Here is a 17,615-nt window from a genome sequence, read left to right as displayed (position 1 = left end):
AATAACATACAATGTTCAGACTCAATTTAAAAATAGCTTTAAGAAACCTGTGGAACCATAAAACTTCATCAATAATTAATGTTATTGGTTTAGCAATAGGACTTGCATCATGCCTTTTGTTGCTGCTATATGTATCCTATGAATGGAGTTTTGATAAGCAATTTAAGCGCTCGGAAAATGTTTATCAGGTAATGACCAATTTTGTAGATGCTAAAGGTAACATTAAGGGAACTGTTGATCTAACAAGCAATGCAATAGCCCAGGTTATAAAACAAGAAATTCCAGATGTTGAGGCGATTAGTCGTATCAGTAATAATGGTCAACAGTTAATAGCTAATGGTGAAAATAGTTTTAAAAAAGAATCTAAATATGCTGATCCGGATATTCTTAAAATATTTAATTATGAGTTTATAGCAGGCAATCCGCTTACTGCTTTAAATACACCTAAATCGGTGGTTTTAACCGAAGGAATGGCAAAGTTGTTATTTAAAGATGGTGATGCACTTAACAAATCAGTACGTTATAACAACGAGGCAGATTTAACAGTTACAGGTATTATTAAGGACTTGCCTGGCAATAGCACAAATACATTCGATTTTCTGATGCCATGGTCTTTATTTGAAGCACTATCTGATTGGGTAAAAAGGCCCGATTGGGGCAATTACAACTGGCAAACCGTAGTTCGGGTAAATGAGCAGGCAAACATTCCTTTGATAAATTCAAAGATGAAAGGAATTATAAAAAAGAACAGTAGTTATTCAACAGATGAATCCTTTATATTTAAGTTATCCGATAGACATTTGTTCGGCAAATTTGAGAATGGGAAAAGTGTGGGTGGGGATATTGAACGCATCTATTTATTTGTTGCCTTAGCATTAGGCATTCTGTTTATTGCCTGTATTAATTTTATGAATATGGCAACAGCCAAATCTGAAAGAAGGGCAAAAGAAGTTGGCATTAAAAAAACAATAGGAGCAAGCAGGGCTTCCTTAATTTCTCAATTCCTAACAGAATCGATTTTACTAACTGTTATTAGTGTATTGGTGGCCATTGTATTGGTCGAAATCTTACTCCCAACATTTAATAACCTGCTTAATATAAAACTTAGTATTGATTATTACAGTGCCGGCTATTGGGTTGGTATTACAACTATAATTCTATTAACAGGATTGTTGTCTGGGAGTTATCCTGCATTATATCTTTCATCCTTTAATCCTATACAAACCCTAAAAAGAAAAATTGCAAGAACAAAAATTATCCCTGTTAGTTTGAGGCAGGTACTGGTTATTGGTCAGTTTAGTTTTGCTATTATACTCATTATTGCTACCCTGGTTATTTATAAACAGGTCCAATTTATCAAAGACAGACCGGTAGGTTATGACCTTAACCTTTTGGCCGAGATGCCCCAGGAAGGTGAGCTTGGAGGGAAGTTTGATCTTTTTAAAACAGAGCTATTAAAATCAGGTGCAGTTACAGCTTTATGCCAGTCATCGGGAAGTTTATCTAACAGTGGTTCTAGTTTTTGGAATTTTGAATGGCCTGGAATGACCAAGGCAGATAAGGATGTAATTTTTAATCAAATTGCTACTACCTATGACTTTACCAAAACAAATGGAATACAACTGGTTTCGGGACGTGATTTTTCTAAATCATTTGCTTCAGATACTGCAGCGCTAATGTTGAGCAGCACTGCAGTGAAACTGATGGGACTTAAAAATCCAATTGGTACACCAGTAAAATATCATGGTAATGATTTTACTGTAGTTGGGGTATTCAAGGATTTCATTTGGGGCTCTCCATATTATACCGACCGACCAATGGTAGTTGCTTTTAGTCAGGGATGGGGTGGTCAGATCACCATGCGTCTTAACCCAGATAATAGTTTAACCAAAAATGTTGAGTTGATAACGCAGATAACCAAACAAATAAATCCAGCTTATCCGGTTGATTTGAAGTTTGTTAACGATCTGTATGCCAAAAAGCTACAGGGAGAGAAGGTTCTCGGTATTTTATCAAACTTGTTTGGTGGATTGGCCATATTTATATCCTGCTTAGGGTTATTTGGTTTGGCTGCTTACAGCGCAGAGCAGCGTACTAAAGAGTTTGGTGTACGTAAAGTTCTGGGTGCCTCGGTAGCCAGTATCATGCAGCTGCTATCTGTATCGTTTATGAAAATGATTTTGGTAGCAATTATAATTGGCGTACCCGTTGCCTATTATTTGATGAATAAATGGCTAGGGCATTTTGAGTTCCGCACTGTAATTTCCTGGTGGATTATAGTAGCCGCAATATTTGGTACAAGTGCAGTCGCCTTTTTAACAGTAAGTTTTCAGGCTTATAAAGCTGCAAAAGCTAATCCTGTTGATGCATTAAAATACGAATAACCTTAAACTCAATCATAATGTTTAAACTGAATTTAAAAATTGCATTACGCAACCTTTGGAAAAATAAGGGGTTTACACTTATAAATATTGGTGGCCTGGGTATTGGGTTGGCCAGTTGTATGATCTTATTGCTGTATGTTGCCTATGAATGGAGCTATGATAAGCAATTCACTGATTTCGACAAAACCTATGTTGTTTATAACAATCAGAAAACGCCTACAGAAACTTTCAGTTTTGCGGCTACTCCCGGAGTATTAGCTGTCGAGGCAAAACAAACGGTTCCTGGGATAGAAAAGATTGCAAGGTTAGATTATCCAACTGATAGGTTAATCACTTATAAACAAAACAGCTTTAAAAAAGGAAGTGTCTTTGTAGATGCAGACTTCACCAAGATATTCGATCTGAAGGTGCTTAAAGGAAACCCTTCAGAATTTTTGAAGAATCCTAATTCCATAGTGCTTACAGAAACACTTGCAAAAAGTCTTTTTGGAGATGAGGATCCTTTGAATAAGACTCTGAAGCTTGATAATAGTGAAGAGTTAAAAGTAGAAGGGGTTGTTGCTGATGTGCCAAAGAACAGCAGCATTCAATATGAATTTCTGATGCCATGGGCATTGTACGAAAAACTAAATCAGTGGACAAAAGATGCATCCTGGGGTACTAATTTTTGTTTAACGTTTGTTCAGTTTAAAGACAATTCTTTCTTCGAAAATGCCAATAAACAGTTTCATGGAATGATCAAATCTCATGATAAAACCAGCAATGGTGAGCTTTTTTTATACCCACTATCTAAATGGCATTTGTATAGCACATTTGAAAATGGCTTGCCTGTTGGTGGTAAAATTGACCAGCTGAAAATCTTCTTTTTACTTGCCTTTTGCATCCTCCTAATTGCCTGTGTAAACTTTATGAATCTATCTACTGCCCGCTCTGAGAAAAGAGCTAAAGAGGTTGGGGTACGTAAAGCCATTGGTTCGAGCAGGAAGGCCCTGGTAGGGCAATTTATGATGGAATCAATGCTTATGGCCTTAATGAGTATGCTTATAGCCTTTGTATTGATAGAGATTAGTTTGCCTTATTTTAACAGCATAATAGGTATTCAATTGTCAATTGATTACAGCAATTGGCAATTTTGGGGTACGCTATTCAGTTTAACAGTTTTAACCGGTTTGCTGTCGGGCAGTTATCCAGCATTTTATCTTTCATCTTTTGMCCCAATTAAAGTGCTTAAGGGATTTACCTTATCAGGAAGTTCTTCATTGTCTGTTCGCAAGGGATTGGTGGTTTTCCAGTTTGTATTTGCAGCCTGTTTAATTGTTTGCACCATCGTTATCTATCAACAATTGAATTACATTAAAAATAAGCCAATTGGATACAATAAAAATAACCTGATAGAAATTCCTATACAGGGGAATTTGAAAACTCCGGCTAAAAGAGAAATACTTAAAGACCAATTGCTGAAATCGGGTGCCGTAACATCAGTAACTAGTTTCTCGCAAAGGCTAACAGCTGGTGGCAATAATGGATATGATGTAAGGTGGCCAGGTAAAAATCTAAATGATAAGATCCTGATAAATTTTAGGTTTACAAACTATGACCTGGTTAAAACAACAGGTATGGAGCTGGTTGATGGCCGAGATTTTAGCCCTCAGTTTGCCGACTCAACAAATGTTTTGATTAATGAGGCTCTTGCTAAAATTATGGGGATGACTAAGCCTGTTGGCAGTAAGATAAAATGGGGAAATACTGACATAACTATTATTGGAGTGCTTAAGGATTATGTGATGGAATCTCCATATCAAAAGGCAAACCCTGTTTTGATTGCCATGAATGATAATCCGGCAAGATATATTATAGTGCGTTTAAATCCGGATCAAAATGTTAGTACCTCGGTGGCCACTATAGATAATACCGTAAAGAAACTTAACCCTGAATACCCTGTAGACAGAACATTTGTAGATGATTCTTTTGAAGGTAAGTTTGCCAATGAGAAATTAMTAGGCACTTTATCTAATTGGTTTGGTGGTTTTGCCGTGTTTATTTCTTGCCTGGGCTTATTAGGGTTGGCTCTTTATATGGCAGAACAGCGTAAAAAAGAAATCAGCATCCGTAAAGTTTTAGGTGCCAGTAATCTTAATATTCTTACACTCTTAAATAAAGATTTTATAAAGTTGGTGGCCATAGCCAATGTAATTGCGTTTCCGCTAGCCTATATCATTATTAATAAGTGGCTGTCTGGATATGAATTTAAAGTGTCTATTTMCCCTTTACCTTTTGCAATAGCAGCAATTCTATCACTTATTATAGCCGTTCTAACTGTAAGTGCACAGTCGGTAAAAGTGGCAAAAGCAAACCCAATTGATGCCTTGAAGTACGAATAACCTAAACTCGATCAAAATGTTTAAACTCAATCTCAAAATCGCATTAAGAAACCTTTGGAAAAACAAAGTTTACACATTGATTAATGTGGGTGGCCTGGCAATTGGTTTGGCAAGTTGTATGGTATTGCTGATTTACATTGCTTACGAGTGGAGTTACGACAAGCAGTTTAAGAACTATGATAAAACCTATGTGGTATATAATAATTCCAAAGCAAATACGCAGGTATTTAGCTGGGCGTGGACACCAGGTCTTATGGCCAATGAGGTGAAAGAAAAAATACCTGGAGTTGCTTATGCTTCGCATTCTACATATCCTAATGATCAATTAATTAGTAATGGGGAAAAGAAGTTCAAAAAAAGTGCAGTTTACAGTGAGCCTTCTTTCCTAAAAATATTAGATTATAAATTTATAAAGGGGAATCCTGATAAGGTGTTAAGAGAGGTCAATTCGGTGGTCCTTACAGAAACTATGGCAAAGAATCTATTTGGCGACGAAGATCCAATTAATAGAAGCGTAAAATTTAACAACAAATACATACTAAAAGTAGAAGCAGTTATTGAAGATATTCCAGCAAATAATAGCATCAGATTCGATTTTTTAATGCCATGGGCGCTGTATGCCGATCAAAACCCATGGGTGAAAAATGCAGGTTGGGGTGGCAATTTCTGTTTAACACTGGTACAATTACAAGACAACAGTTTTTTCGAAAAAGCGAATGGGCTAATGAAGGGGATTTATTCCCGGAATTCAAAGGACGCTATGGGTGAGGCACTGCTTCATCCATTAGCAAAATGGCATTTATATAGTGATTTTGACAATGGAAAATCGGTAGGTGGCAAAATTGATCAGATCAAAATCTTTTTTATTCTTGCATTCTGCATTCTTTTAATTGCATGCGTCAATTTTATGAATCTTTCTACCGCCAGATCAGAGAAAAGAGGGAAAGAAGTTGGCGTACGCAAAGCAATAGGTTCGTCCAGGAAATCGCTCATTGGCCAGTTTATGACGGAGTCTATGTTGCTTGCAATAATGGGTATGGTTATCTCCTTTGTTTTAATAGAGGTCAGTTTGCCCTATTTTAATGGACTTTTAAATATTCAACTAGCTATAAATTATCACGACTGGAAGTTTTGGGTAGCGTTACTCAGCTTAACTTTAACAACAGGTTTTATTGCCGGAAGCTATCCGGCCTTTTATCTGTCCTCTTTTGAGCCGGTTAAGGTGTTAAAAGGAGCTAGTAATATTGGAAGCTCTTCACTTTCTGTTCGTAAAATATTGGTCGTTTTTCAGTTCAGCTTTGCAACCTGTTTAATCATATGTACTGCAGTGATCTATCAGCAGTTAAACTACATTAAAAATAAACCAATTGGTTATAATAATGGTGGATTAATAGAGATGCCCGCACAGGGCAATTTCGTTAACAGCGAGAAACTGGATCTTCTGAAAGATCAGTTGGTAAAATCTGGTGCGACCACAAGCATAACCTATTTCAGCACGCCATTAGGTGATGAGGGAAATAATACATTCAGTGTTGGGTGGCCTGGCAAAAATGTAAATGATAAGGTGCTGTTCAATTATCGCAGTGCTGGTTATGATTTTACTAAAACGCTTGGAGCACAGATGGTCAGCGGCAGGGAATTCTTAAGAAAGGCAGATTCACTAAATGTGATCGTTAATGAGGCAGCAATAAAAGTAATGGGATTAAAACAACCAATAGGGGCAAAGATCGATTTTGAGGGAGCTAAAGTTACCATTATTGGGGTGATGAAAAATGTTGTGACCGAATCGCCTTATCAAACATCTAAGCCAATGATCATTTACAATAGAGCTGAAGAGTTTAGTAACATTATCATCAGATTAAATCCTTCACAAAATTTAAGTGCCTCTGTTGATAGGATTGATGAAATTGTTAAAGCTTTAAATCCTGATTTTCCTATAGACAGGAGGTTTGTAGCTGATACTTATGAATATAAGTTTCAAAATGAAAAACTCCTTGGTACTTTGTCCAATTGGTTTGGCGGTTTTGCCATATTTATCTCTTGTTTGGGTTTATTAGGTTTAGCATTATTCATTGCCGAACAACGCAAAAAAGAAATCAGCATCCGTAAAGTTCTGGGTGCAAGTACTGCAAATATTTTAACGTTGCTAAATAAAGACTTTGTTAAACTGGTAAGTATTGCTAACCTCATTGCTTTTCCACTTGCTTATATTGTCATTAACAAGTGGTTGTCTGCTTATGAATTTAGAGTGAGTATTTCGGCTTTACCTTTTGCAATAGCAGCGGTGCTATCGCTTATTATAGCTATTCTAACTGTAAGTGTACAATCCGTTAAGGTGGCTAAATCCAATCCTATTGATGCTTTGAAATACGAATAACTTTTAACTGCTAAAGTCATGTTCAGATTAAACTTAAAAATAGCACTACGTAACCTTTGGAAAAACAAGGGGTATACATTAATTAACGTGGGCGGGTTAGCAATTGGTTTAGCCAGTTGCATGGTGCTGCTACTGTATGTTGCGTATGAATGGAGCTACGACAAGCAGTTTAAGAACTATGATAAAACATATGTAGTGTATCTTAATTCGGTAAGCAGTACTGATATAGTTAGTTACGGTGTTACCCCGGCACCAATGGCAAAGGAAATCAGCGAGAAAATTCAAGGCGTAGCTTACGCATCACATTCTTCAACCCCCACTAATGAATTATTAAGCTATAAGCAAAACAACTTTAAAAAGGCTGCTATTTTTGCAGATCCCTCATTTCTTAAAATACTGGATTATAAGTTTATCAAAGGCAATCCAATGAAAGTGTTGCAGGAGACAAATTCAGTTATACTGACCCAAACAATGGCAAGAAATTTATTTGGTGATGAAGACCCGATTAATAAGACCGTAAAATTTCAAAACAGTGAGCCATTAAAAGTTGAAGCGGTAATTGAAGACGTTCCTAAAAATTCAACTATTCAGTTTGACTATCTGATGCCCTGGTCATTGAATGAGAAATTAAATATCTGGGTGAAAAATGCCACATGGGGAAGCAATGCGTTTCTTACTTTAATGCAATTGAAGGATAATAAATACCTGGATAATGTTAGTGGTCAGATAAAAGGCATTTATAAACGCAACTGGAAGAATTCTGAAAATGAGGGATTAATGCATCCATTATCTAAATGGCATTTGTATGATAAGTTTGAAAACGGAAAATCAACCGGTGGCAAAATAGATCAGATCAGAATTTTTATTGTTCTGGCTTTTTGCATTCTTCTGATCGCCTGTGTTAATTTTATGAATCTGTCTACGGCAAGGTCCGAGAAAAGATCAAGAGAAGTTGGTGTACGTAAGGCTATTGGATCTTCAAGAAAATCACTTATTGGGCAGTTCCTTATGGAATCTATGGTGCTTTCCCTTATAGGAATGCTGGTTGCTTTTACTTTGATAGAGATAAGCTTGCCATATTTTAATAACCTTCTAAATATTCAACTGGTTATTAATTATCAAGACTGGAAGTTTTGGAGTACGCTGCTAGGTTTAACCATAATTACCGGTTTTATTGCCGGAAGTTACCCCGCCTTCTATCTTTCTTCATTTGAACCTGTAAAAGTATTAAAGGGCTTTGCAGCCATTGGCGGCTCATCACTTTCGGTAAGAAGAGTGTTGGTTGTGTTTCAGTTTGTATTTGCAGCATGCTTAATTGTTTGTACCGGAGTAATATATCAGCAGTTAAATTTCATTAAGAACAAGCCAATAGGTTACGATAGAAATGGCCTTATAGAAATACCGGTTCAAGGCAATCTAAAAGGAAAAGAAAAACTGGATCTTGTAAAAGATCAGCTTTTAAAATCAGGTGCTGCAACCTCAGTTACCTATTTTAGTCATAGTTTAAATCAGTTTGGAGATGCAACTTTTGATTTTAGCTGGCCAGGTAAAAATCCAAAAGAACTGATCTTATTTAATTACAGAGGGACGGGCTATGATTTTACTGAAACAACCGGTGCCAAAATTATTGCCGGCAGAGAATTTTCGTCTCGCTTTGTAGATACTGTAAATGTTCTGGTTAACGAAACCGCAGTAAAAATAATGGGACTAAAACAACCTGTTGGCACGATAATAAAATGGGATGATACGCCGGTAACAATTGTTGGTGTAATGAAAGATTTTGTAATGGAATCTCCTTATCAAAAAGTTAATCCACTAGTGATGTATAACCCAACAAGCAATTATAATTACATCATCGCAAGGCTAAATCCGGATCAGAATCTGAGTTCTTCCGTTAGTACTATAGACAATATCATTAAGAAGTTTAACCCTGATTTTCCGGTAGACCACAGATTTGTTAACGATGATTTCGAATCAAAACTTCAAAACGAGAAATTGCTAGGAACCCTATCTAACTGGTTTGGTGGCTTTGCAGTATTTATTTCTTGCCTGGGTTTATTAGGTCTTGCCTTATTTATGGCCGAACAGCGTAAAAAAGAAATCAGCATTCGTAAGGTTTTAGGCGCCAGTACAGCAAACATCCTTACGCTATTAAATAAGGACTTTATCAAGCTGGTTGCTATTGCAAATCTCATAGCTTTTCCACTTGCCTATATCATTATAAGTCACTGGTTGTCTGCTTATAGTTTTAGAGTGGCCATATCTGTATTGCCATTTGCTATTGCCGTTGGACTATCATTTCTGATTGCAATTTTAACAGTGAGCATACAATCCGTTAAGGTGGCTAAATCTAATCCCGTAGATGCCTTGAAATATGAATAATTGAATATTGTTCGTTATTGTACGAAGCCTGTTCGATAATGAACATGTGGTGCTTATTTTTAGATGTTAATTTATTGATTATAAGGCTTGTGTGAGGTTTTTTTAATTTGGCATACGATTAGCAACCAGAAAGGAAATCATGACGAAATGTTCAAACTGAATTTTAAAATCATATTGCGAAGCATTTGGAAGAACAAAGTGTCTTCCATAATAAATGTTGTGGGCTTAGCCATTGGCCTTGCAGCATGTTTAATGCTGTTGCTATATGTAATGTATGAGCTGAACTTTGATAAACAGTCAAAAGATTCCGAAAATGTACATGTAGTGATGACTAACGTTCTTGATGACAAAGGAAAGATCTTTGTAACCTTTAATGGGTCGACAACTGCATTTGCTCCGGTAATTAAACGGGAAATTCCTGAGGTAAAATACATAAGCCGGATGGACTATGGTAACACCGGATTAATTGCAAATGGAATTAACGGCTTTAAAAAGAAGTCTAAATTTGCCGAACCAGACATTTTAAAGATGTATGATTATAAGTTCATGCATGGTGATCCTAAGACAGCTTTAAAAGACCCCAGATCAGTAATACTTACAGAAAGCACGGCTAAAACTTTATTCGGATCAACTGACGTATTAAATAAAACGGTCAAATATCAGGAGAAAGAGAATTTGACCGTTACAGCAGTTATAAAAGATCTTCCAGAGAACAGCTCAAATAGATTTGATTATTTAATGCCCTGGTCTCTGTACGAAATACTAGATGAGGGCGCCAGAGATTTAAACTGGAGCAATTTCAGCTTTGTAACATTGGTTACCCTAAGGCCGGATGCAAATCTTGATTTGGTTAATAAGAAAATTTATGAGGCCATTAAAAGAAACAACAGAGAGGTTTCTCAACCCAACTTCCTTTTCCCGTTAAGTAAAATGCACCTGTACGGAAAGTTTGAAGAGGGTAAAAGTGTAGGTGGAGACATTGAACAGATCTGGCTTTTTACAGCTTTGGCCATAGGTATACTCTTAATTGCCTGTATTAACTTCATGAACATGGCAACGGCAAAGTCCGAAAAACGTGCAAAAGAAGTTGGTATAAAGAAAACGATAGGGGCAAACAGGAGGTCCTTAATTATGCAGTTTCTGGCCGAATCAATGGTGCTTACATTAATTAGTGTAATCATTGCTATTGCATTAATAGAAGCGTTTATGCCAATATTCAATAACCTGCTGAATATTAAAATGAGCATCCCTTATTTTAATTCTTACATCTGGTTAGGGCTTTTGTCTGTTATTTTACTTACCGGGCTAATTGCCGGTAGTTATCCTGCATTTTATTTGTCGTCTTTTAACCCTACACAATCGCTCAAAAGAAATGTAGAGGGCAGAAGCTTCTTTTCGCTAAGCTTAAGAAAGCTGTTGGTAATTGGACAGTTTTGTTTCACAATTATCCTGATCATCTCAACGCTGGTTATTTATAAGCAGATTCAGTTCATAAAAAATAAACCAGTTGGGTTTGATGTAAATGCACTGGTTGAAATGCCGCAAGATGGGCAATTGAATGAGAAATTTGAGTTGCTTAAAACAAGATTGTTAAAATCTGGTGCCGTTACAAACATGTATCAGTCATCGGTTAACTTATCACATCACGGGTCTAATTTTACCGGAATAGAATGGCGGGGGATGCCAAATCCCGAAAATAAAGTGTTGTTTAACAGAGTTGGAACTACTTACGATTATATTAGTACTAATGGAATTAAACTGATCAGTGGTCGCGATTTTAATAAGAAATACGCTTCTGATTCTTCCGCGATTTTGGTTAGTGCCTCTGCGGTTAAAGTAATGGGATTAAAAAAACCAGTTGGCGAAATTGTTAAAATGTTTGATAGCAACTGCACCATCATTGGCGTTTTTGATGATTATGTATGGGACTCGCCATACCAATCAAATAATCCGATGATCGTTTATTTTAATAAAGGTGGTACAGGGGCAATTACCATGCGCTTAAATGAGAACAATAACCTGCAACAAAACATAGAGACAATTACAAGCATCACTAAAGAAATAAACCCGGCATATCCTGTAGAGATCAAGTTTATGAATTCTATATATGCTGAAAAACTTACTAAGGAAAAAACTCTGGGATTGTTATCTAATCTGTTTGGAGGTTTGGCTATTTTTATATCTTGTTTAGGGTTGTTCGGCTTATTATCTTATAGTGCCGAGCAGCGTACCAAAGAGTTTGGAATAAGAAAAGTTTTGGGTGCTTCGGTAGTAAGCTTAATGCAGCTATTATCGCTGTCGTTTGTGAAGATGATTCTTGTTGCAACCGTATTAGCGGCACCTATAGCTTACTATGTGATGCTTAAATGGCTGGATAATTTTGAATTTCATACCACAATCTCATGGTGGATAATTGCATTGGCTGCCCTTGGTACCATAACAATAACCTTGCTTACTGTAAGCTATAAGGCTTATCGAACAGCTAAATCAAATCCAATTAATGCACTTAAATACGAATAACCAGATTAATAAGAATTGAGATGTTTAAACTGAACTTAAAAATCGCCTTACGAAACCTTTGGAAATATAAAGGATACACCTTCATAAATATCACAGGATTATCTATCGGACTGGCCGCATGCCTGCTTATTTTTATCTTTTTAAGATACCAGCTGAGCTTTGACAAGGGATATGAAAATAACGACCGGATCTACCGGGTCGTATCCTCCTGGACCTATCCGGGCGAAAATGAATTTTATAGTAAAGGAGTGCCGCGACCGCTCGCTGCGGCAGTGCGTAACGACTTTCCTCAGGCAGAGCAGGTTGCTGCTGTTCAGGAATCAGGAGGGATCATCAAGGTTGCGGCCACCACCACAAGACCTGAAGTTAAAGAAGCATCAAGCGTTTATTATATTGAACCCCAGTTTTTCGATATCATTAAGATCAAGTGGCTTGAAGGAGAGCCACGCAAGGCGCTGTCAGTCCCGAACACCGTTACCCTGTCAAAAAAAACGGCAGATAAATATTTTGGAAAATGGCAGGATGCCGTTGGCAAGAACATCAGGTTTTCAAACAGGTTAGACCTCAAAGTCACCGGCGTTTTTGAAGATTTTCCGGATAACAGCAGTTTCCCTTTCAATGTAGTCATTTCCTACCTGACCTACAAAGACGAAAGCCTGAATAGCTGGCAATCTGTAAGCTCGAGTTCCGAATGCTATGTGCTGTTAAAAAAAGGTGCCGACGCATCAGCGCTTAAAGCTCCTGTATTGAAACTTATCGATAAATACTATGAAAAAGGAAGCGTAGGCAAGGAGCACCACTATTTTCAGCCCTTAAGTGATATCCACTATAACGAAAAATTCAGCAACTTTAATAATAAAGTCATGCCGGAGGGTCAGATCATCGGTTTGATCGTTATTGGTTCATTTTTATTGCTCACTGCCTGTATCAATTTTATTAACCTGGCCACCGCCCAAGCCGTAAGCAGATCTAAGGAAGTTGGTATCCGCAAGGTAATGGGAAGCAGGCGCAAACAATTGGTATGGCAGTTTTTAAGCGAAACCGCACTGATCACCATCATTGCATTGCTTATTGCAAGTGTGCTTACAGAATTAGCCCTTCCGGGAATGAGAAATCTGTTCAGTGGGGATATTTCTTTTAGCCTCTTTGGGCATCCCGTGATATTCATCTTCATGACCCTGTTGGTTTTGGTAGTGAGTTTCCTGGCTGGCTTTTATCCCGCAATGATCGTGTCAGGTTTCAGTCCTGCGCTTGCGATAAAAAATAAGATCAGCGCCGCAAACGCAGGAGCAATCGGACTCAGAAGGGCGCTCGTGGTTATTCAATTTGCCATCACATCCGTACTGATCGTAGGCACTCTGGTAGTGATCAATCAAATGAGTTACATGAGGGCCAAATCTTTAGGGTTTGATACCAATGCCATTGCCCTGGTGGATGTACCATCCGATAGTCTGAGCCAACTAAAATTCAACACCTTAAAGGAGAAAATACTTCATATCAATGGCGTGAAAGCAGTCAGTTTTAGCAATGCAGCCCCTTCATCCAACAACAACAACACCTCCAGCTTTAAATACAACAGTACCAAAGATGAAAACTTCCAGCTGAGCGTGAAATCAACAGACCGTGACTACATCAACACCTTTTCATTGAAACTGATCGCAGGGAGAACCCTGTCTAAAACAGACACCCTTAAAGAAACCGTTGTCAATGAAACCCTGCTAAAAAAACTCAACATCAGCAACCCCAATGAAATTCTTGGAAAATTTATAGAAACTCAAGGCCGTAAGATGCCGGTTGTTGGTGTGGTTAAAGACTTTAACAATTTTTCTCTGCATGATAAAATAGAGCCTACAGCATTGTTCTCCTACAAGGGTGTCTACAATCTTATGGCCGTGAAAATGGAACCAGGCCAGCTTCTTCAGGCCATGAAAGCCATTGAAAGCGATTGGAACGGGACATTTCCTGATTATGTGTACAACTCCAGCTTTATGGACGATCAGATCAGCTCATTTTATGAGACGGAGCGGGTTATGAGCGTACTTTTTAAAGTATTTGCAGGGGTGGTTATCTTCATCTCCTTCATAGGCCTGTTTGGATTGATCTCCTTCATCGCTACACAGCGGACCAAAGAAATAGCCATCCGAAAAGTACTTGGAGCATCCACTGCAGAACTCATCAGGATGCTGAACAGTTCATTCCTCTGGATGGTGCTGATCGCCAACCTCATCGCCTGGCCAGTTTCTTATATATTTGTTTCCAAGTGGCTTCAAGGTTTTGAATACAGAGCACCACTCAGTGTTTGGCCCTTTATGATCGCCATGCTGCTTTCCATTGTCATTACCCTGATCACTGTAAGCCTTAGGTCCTACAAAGCTGCCAGTACCAACCCAATTGATGCCTTGAAATACGAATAGAATTAAAACATAAAAACATAATCTCATGATAGAATTAAGAAATATAGAGAAATATTACGCTAACAAAGGGGTAAAAAGTTACATCCTTCGTCACGTAACTACAAGTATAAAACAAGGTGAATTTGTTTCCATAATGGGACCATCTGGCGCAGGAAAATCAACGCTGCTTAATATATTGGGAATGCTGGAGGAACCTACCTACGGACAGTATGAGTTTATGGGCGAAGATGTAGTTTCACTAAACGAGCGTAAGCGTATTGAGCTATACCGTAACCATATTGGTTTTGTATTTCAGGCTTATCATCTTATTGATGAGATGACGGTAGCCGAAAATATTGAAGCACCATTATTGTATAAAAAAGTTCCGGGCTCTGAGCGTAAAAGTCGGGTAGCTGATATTCTGGACAGATTTAATATGGTGGCCAAGAGTGATCTTTTCCCGAATCAATTATCTGGAGGCCAGCAGCAATTGGTGGGTATTGCACGCGCTTTGGTGGCACAACCGTCTATAATTTTAGCTGATGAGCCTACAGGTAACCTGCAATCTACTCAGGCTTTACAGATTATGGATCTGTTTAAAAAGCTAAATGAAGAGGAGGGAATTACCATTGTTCAGGTTACCCATTCTGAAGTTAATGCTGCGTATGGAAGTCGTATTCTGCATTTATTGGATGGGGTTATTAAGGAAGACGTTGTGGTTCAACAAACTGTTTAAAGAATAGCGGCTGAACATGTTTAAACTAAATCTTAAAATTGCTTTTCGGAATCTGATTAAAAACAGGGTTTATGCTGCAATTAATATTGGAGGATTGGCACTTGGACTTACAGGTTTTGTGCTCTTGTTGTTATTTATTAACCATGAAAATAATTATGATAAATGGGACTCGAAACTAGAAAATGTTTATCAGGTCAGAGAATTTCTCAATCTTTCCACTCCTGATAATAGGCCGCATTGGCAGGAGCTTAATAATTCCAGAAATGCAGAAATGCTAAAAAAAAGCATTCCCCAGTTTAAATATGTTACTAAGATAGATAATGATTGGGGGGATGTTCTTTCCATAAAAGCCGGGCTTGCCGACCCTTTAGTATTAAAAGGATTTGTTAATGCTGATTCTCTGTTTTTTAAGGTATTTCCTTATCAGTTTCTGCAGGGCAACCAAAATAATGCATTGCAATCTCCTAATTCAGTAGTGCTGAAGCGTAGTGTTGCAAAGTTGCTATTTGGTACTGATGAGGCTTTAGGAAAAACCATTAAGATATTTATGTGGAAGGGCGATCCTGGTACATCTTATACTGTAACAGGTGTGGTTGAAGATCCCTTGGCTTCAGAAAGCCTTAAGTTTAATGCAATATTGCATAACGGAGAAAGAGAAAAAGATCCTGAGAATTTGAATGTCACTACCCCTTGTAAAATATACGGGTTAGTAAATACGGCAATAGATACAAATGCACTAAATAAAACCATTAACATCGCTCATTTTGATTATAAAAATAAACTCTATGGTGAAGCAAAAAATAAGGATGTTTCTAGAAGTACAAGCGCTCCGATTTTAAAAATTATCCCTTTAAAGGATGTACATAGGAATCCTCCCTTTGCAAAAAACTGGGTAGATAAAATTAAGCCTGTAGTAGCACTATCTATATTTTTATTGCTCATATCTGTCATCAATTTTATTAATCTTGCCACAGCACAATCTGTACAAAGAGCTAGAGAAGTTGGTGTCAAAAAGGTGTTGGGAACAAGCAAGAAACAACTTGTATGGCAGTTTCTTTTTGAAGTGGCCATTCAAAGTTTATTTGCATTATTTATTAGTATTGCACTTGTTGAACTGTTACTGCCCGCCTTTAGCACTAATTTTGATGCACAGCTTAGCTTTTGGCACAATGCAAAGCTAGTGTCCATATTATTCCAGCTATTTGCTGTATTTATTATTGTTACGTTGTTGGCTGGTTTGTACCCTGCGGCTGTACTCTCTAACTATAATCCTATTGCTGTATTAAAAGGAAATTATGAACATAGTTTTAAAGGTATTGCTTTAAGAAACGGATTAGTTATTGTCCAATTTGCAATTGCTGCAACATTTGTAATCTCTATTGGTGTAATGCAATCACAAACAAATTTCTTAGTAAACAAGGATCTTGGTTTTGATCGTTCCCATCTCATCAATATATCAACCAATTATGATGACCGGTTTGCTGAAAGGATAAAAAAAATACCAGGAGTGCAATACGTAGCTACTACAACCCAGGTAATGGGTAATACGTTTAACGTTTCTGAAAAAGTAGTGTATAAAAGTAACACCTTTGATTTCAATACTGTAACAGTTACCATGGAAACATTGCCAGCTTTAGGTGTACATCTGGTTAGCGGTAGGCTGTTCTCTAAAGAGTATAAACAGGATACAGTAAATACGGTTGTTTTAAATGAAGCAGCAGCAAAACTACTTGGTAAAAATATTGTTGGACAGGACTATGATGTGCTAGACGAAAAGAGAAAATATACTTTTCGCATCGTCGGAGTGATCAAGGATTATCATAATGAAAGTTTTGATAAGACTGTTTTGCCTACAATTTATAAAGTTACCCATTTAGGTGGTATGTCTAGTACCAATAACCTTTTAGTCCGTTTCAACACGGATAATTACCAACATATGATAGAGTCAGTAAGGCTGGAGTGGATGAAGATTTACCCCGAATTTCCAATGATATATACCTCTGGGGAGGCGGCCTTTCAAGCCCAGATACTTTCAGACAAACGTTTCATGGAAATGATCACGCTTTTTAGTGCCTTTTCAATATTGCTTTCTTTGCTTGGTTTATTTGCTTTATCAGCATTCGTTTCAAAACGAAGAACAAAAGAAATTGCTGTTCGTAAAGTGTTGGGCGCTTCTAATTTCCAAATAATCAATATGCTTAATCGTTCCTTCCTGGTACTGATTGTAGCAGCAAATGTAATCAGTTGGCCCATTGCTTACATAGTTATGAATAAGTGGCTCCAGGGGTTTGCCTATCGTGTTGATATGCCGTTCGCTCCATTTGTATTTGCAACCATAATATCTTTAATAATAGCAGTATTTACTATCAGCATACAGGCAAGAAAAGCTGCGGTTAGCCCCCCAGTAAAGGCATTGAAATATGAATAATTAAGCCCTAAACG

At 37.5% G+C, this 17,615-nt stretch carries 8 protein-coding genes; all 8 read left to right on the top strand.

Annotated features, from left to right (window positions below; all coding sequences use genetic code 11):
* Positions 1–11: 11 nt before the first annotated feature.
* The 8 genes from AC1DDK_RS02130 to AC1DDK_RS02095 all read left to right on the top strand — a co-directional run bounded on the left by AC1DDK_RS02130 (position 12) and on the right by AC1DDK_RS02095 (position 17,601).
* Positions 12–2,384, top strand: coding sequence for an ABC transporter permease (locus AC1DDK_RS02130; protein WP_337715345.1), 2,373 nt, complete (start codon positions 12–14; stop codon positions 2,382–2,384).
* A 17-nt stretch (positions 2,385–2,401) separates the two neighbouring features.
* The gene (locus AC1DDK_RS02125; protein WP_477633792.1) at positions 2,402–4,765 is read left to right on the top strand and encodes an ABC transporter permease; all 2,364 of its coding nucleotides are present in this window, start codon (positions 2,402–2,404) and stop codon (positions 4,763–4,765) included.
* Between the two features lie 16 nt (positions 4,766–4,781).
* Complete coding sequence (locus AC1DDK_RS02120) at positions 4,782–7,142, top strand: ABC transporter permease (protein ID WP_337715341.1); 2,361 nt, start codon at positions 4,782–4,784, stop codon at positions 7,140–7,142.
* A gap of 18 nt (positions 7,143–7,160) precedes the next feature.
* Entirely contained in the window at positions 7,161–9,524 is a 2,364-nt protein-coding gene (locus AC1DDK_RS02115; RefSeq protein ID WP_172660624.1) for an ABC transporter permease, read from the top strand.
* 147 nt (positions 9,525–9,671) lie between these two features.
* Entirely contained in the window at positions 9,672–12,044 is a 2,373-nt protein-coding gene (locus tag AC1DDK_RS02110; protein WP_337715339.1) for an ABC transporter permease, read from the top strand.
* 20 nt (positions 12,045–12,064) lie between these two features.
* Complete coding sequence (locus AC1DDK_RS02105) at positions 12,065–14,458, top strand: ABC transporter permease (protein ID WP_337715337.1); 2,394 nt, start codon at positions 12,065–12,067, stop codon at positions 14,456–14,458.
* 25 nt (positions 14,459–14,483) lie between these two features.
* Positions 14,484–15,173 (top strand): ABC transporter ATP-binding protein, encoded by a 690-nt coding sequence (locus tag AC1DDK_RS02100; RefSeq protein ID WP_337715335.1) that lies wholly within the window; start codon positions 14,484–14,486, stop codon positions 15,171–15,173.
* 16 nt (positions 15,174–15,189) lie between these two features.
* Positions 15,190–17,601: an ABC transporter permease gene (locus AC1DDK_RS02095; RefSeq protein WP_337715333.1), complete on the top strand. Its 2,412-nt coding sequence runs from the start codon at positions 15,190–15,192 to the stop codon at positions 17,599–17,601.
* Positions 17,602–17,615: the final 14 nt, after the last annotated feature.

The sequence above is a fragment of the Pedobacter sp. 05T44 genome (assembly GCF_056395985.1).
Note: the sequence above shows the minus strand (reverse complement) of the source record. Positions and strands in the feature narration are given on the sequence as shown.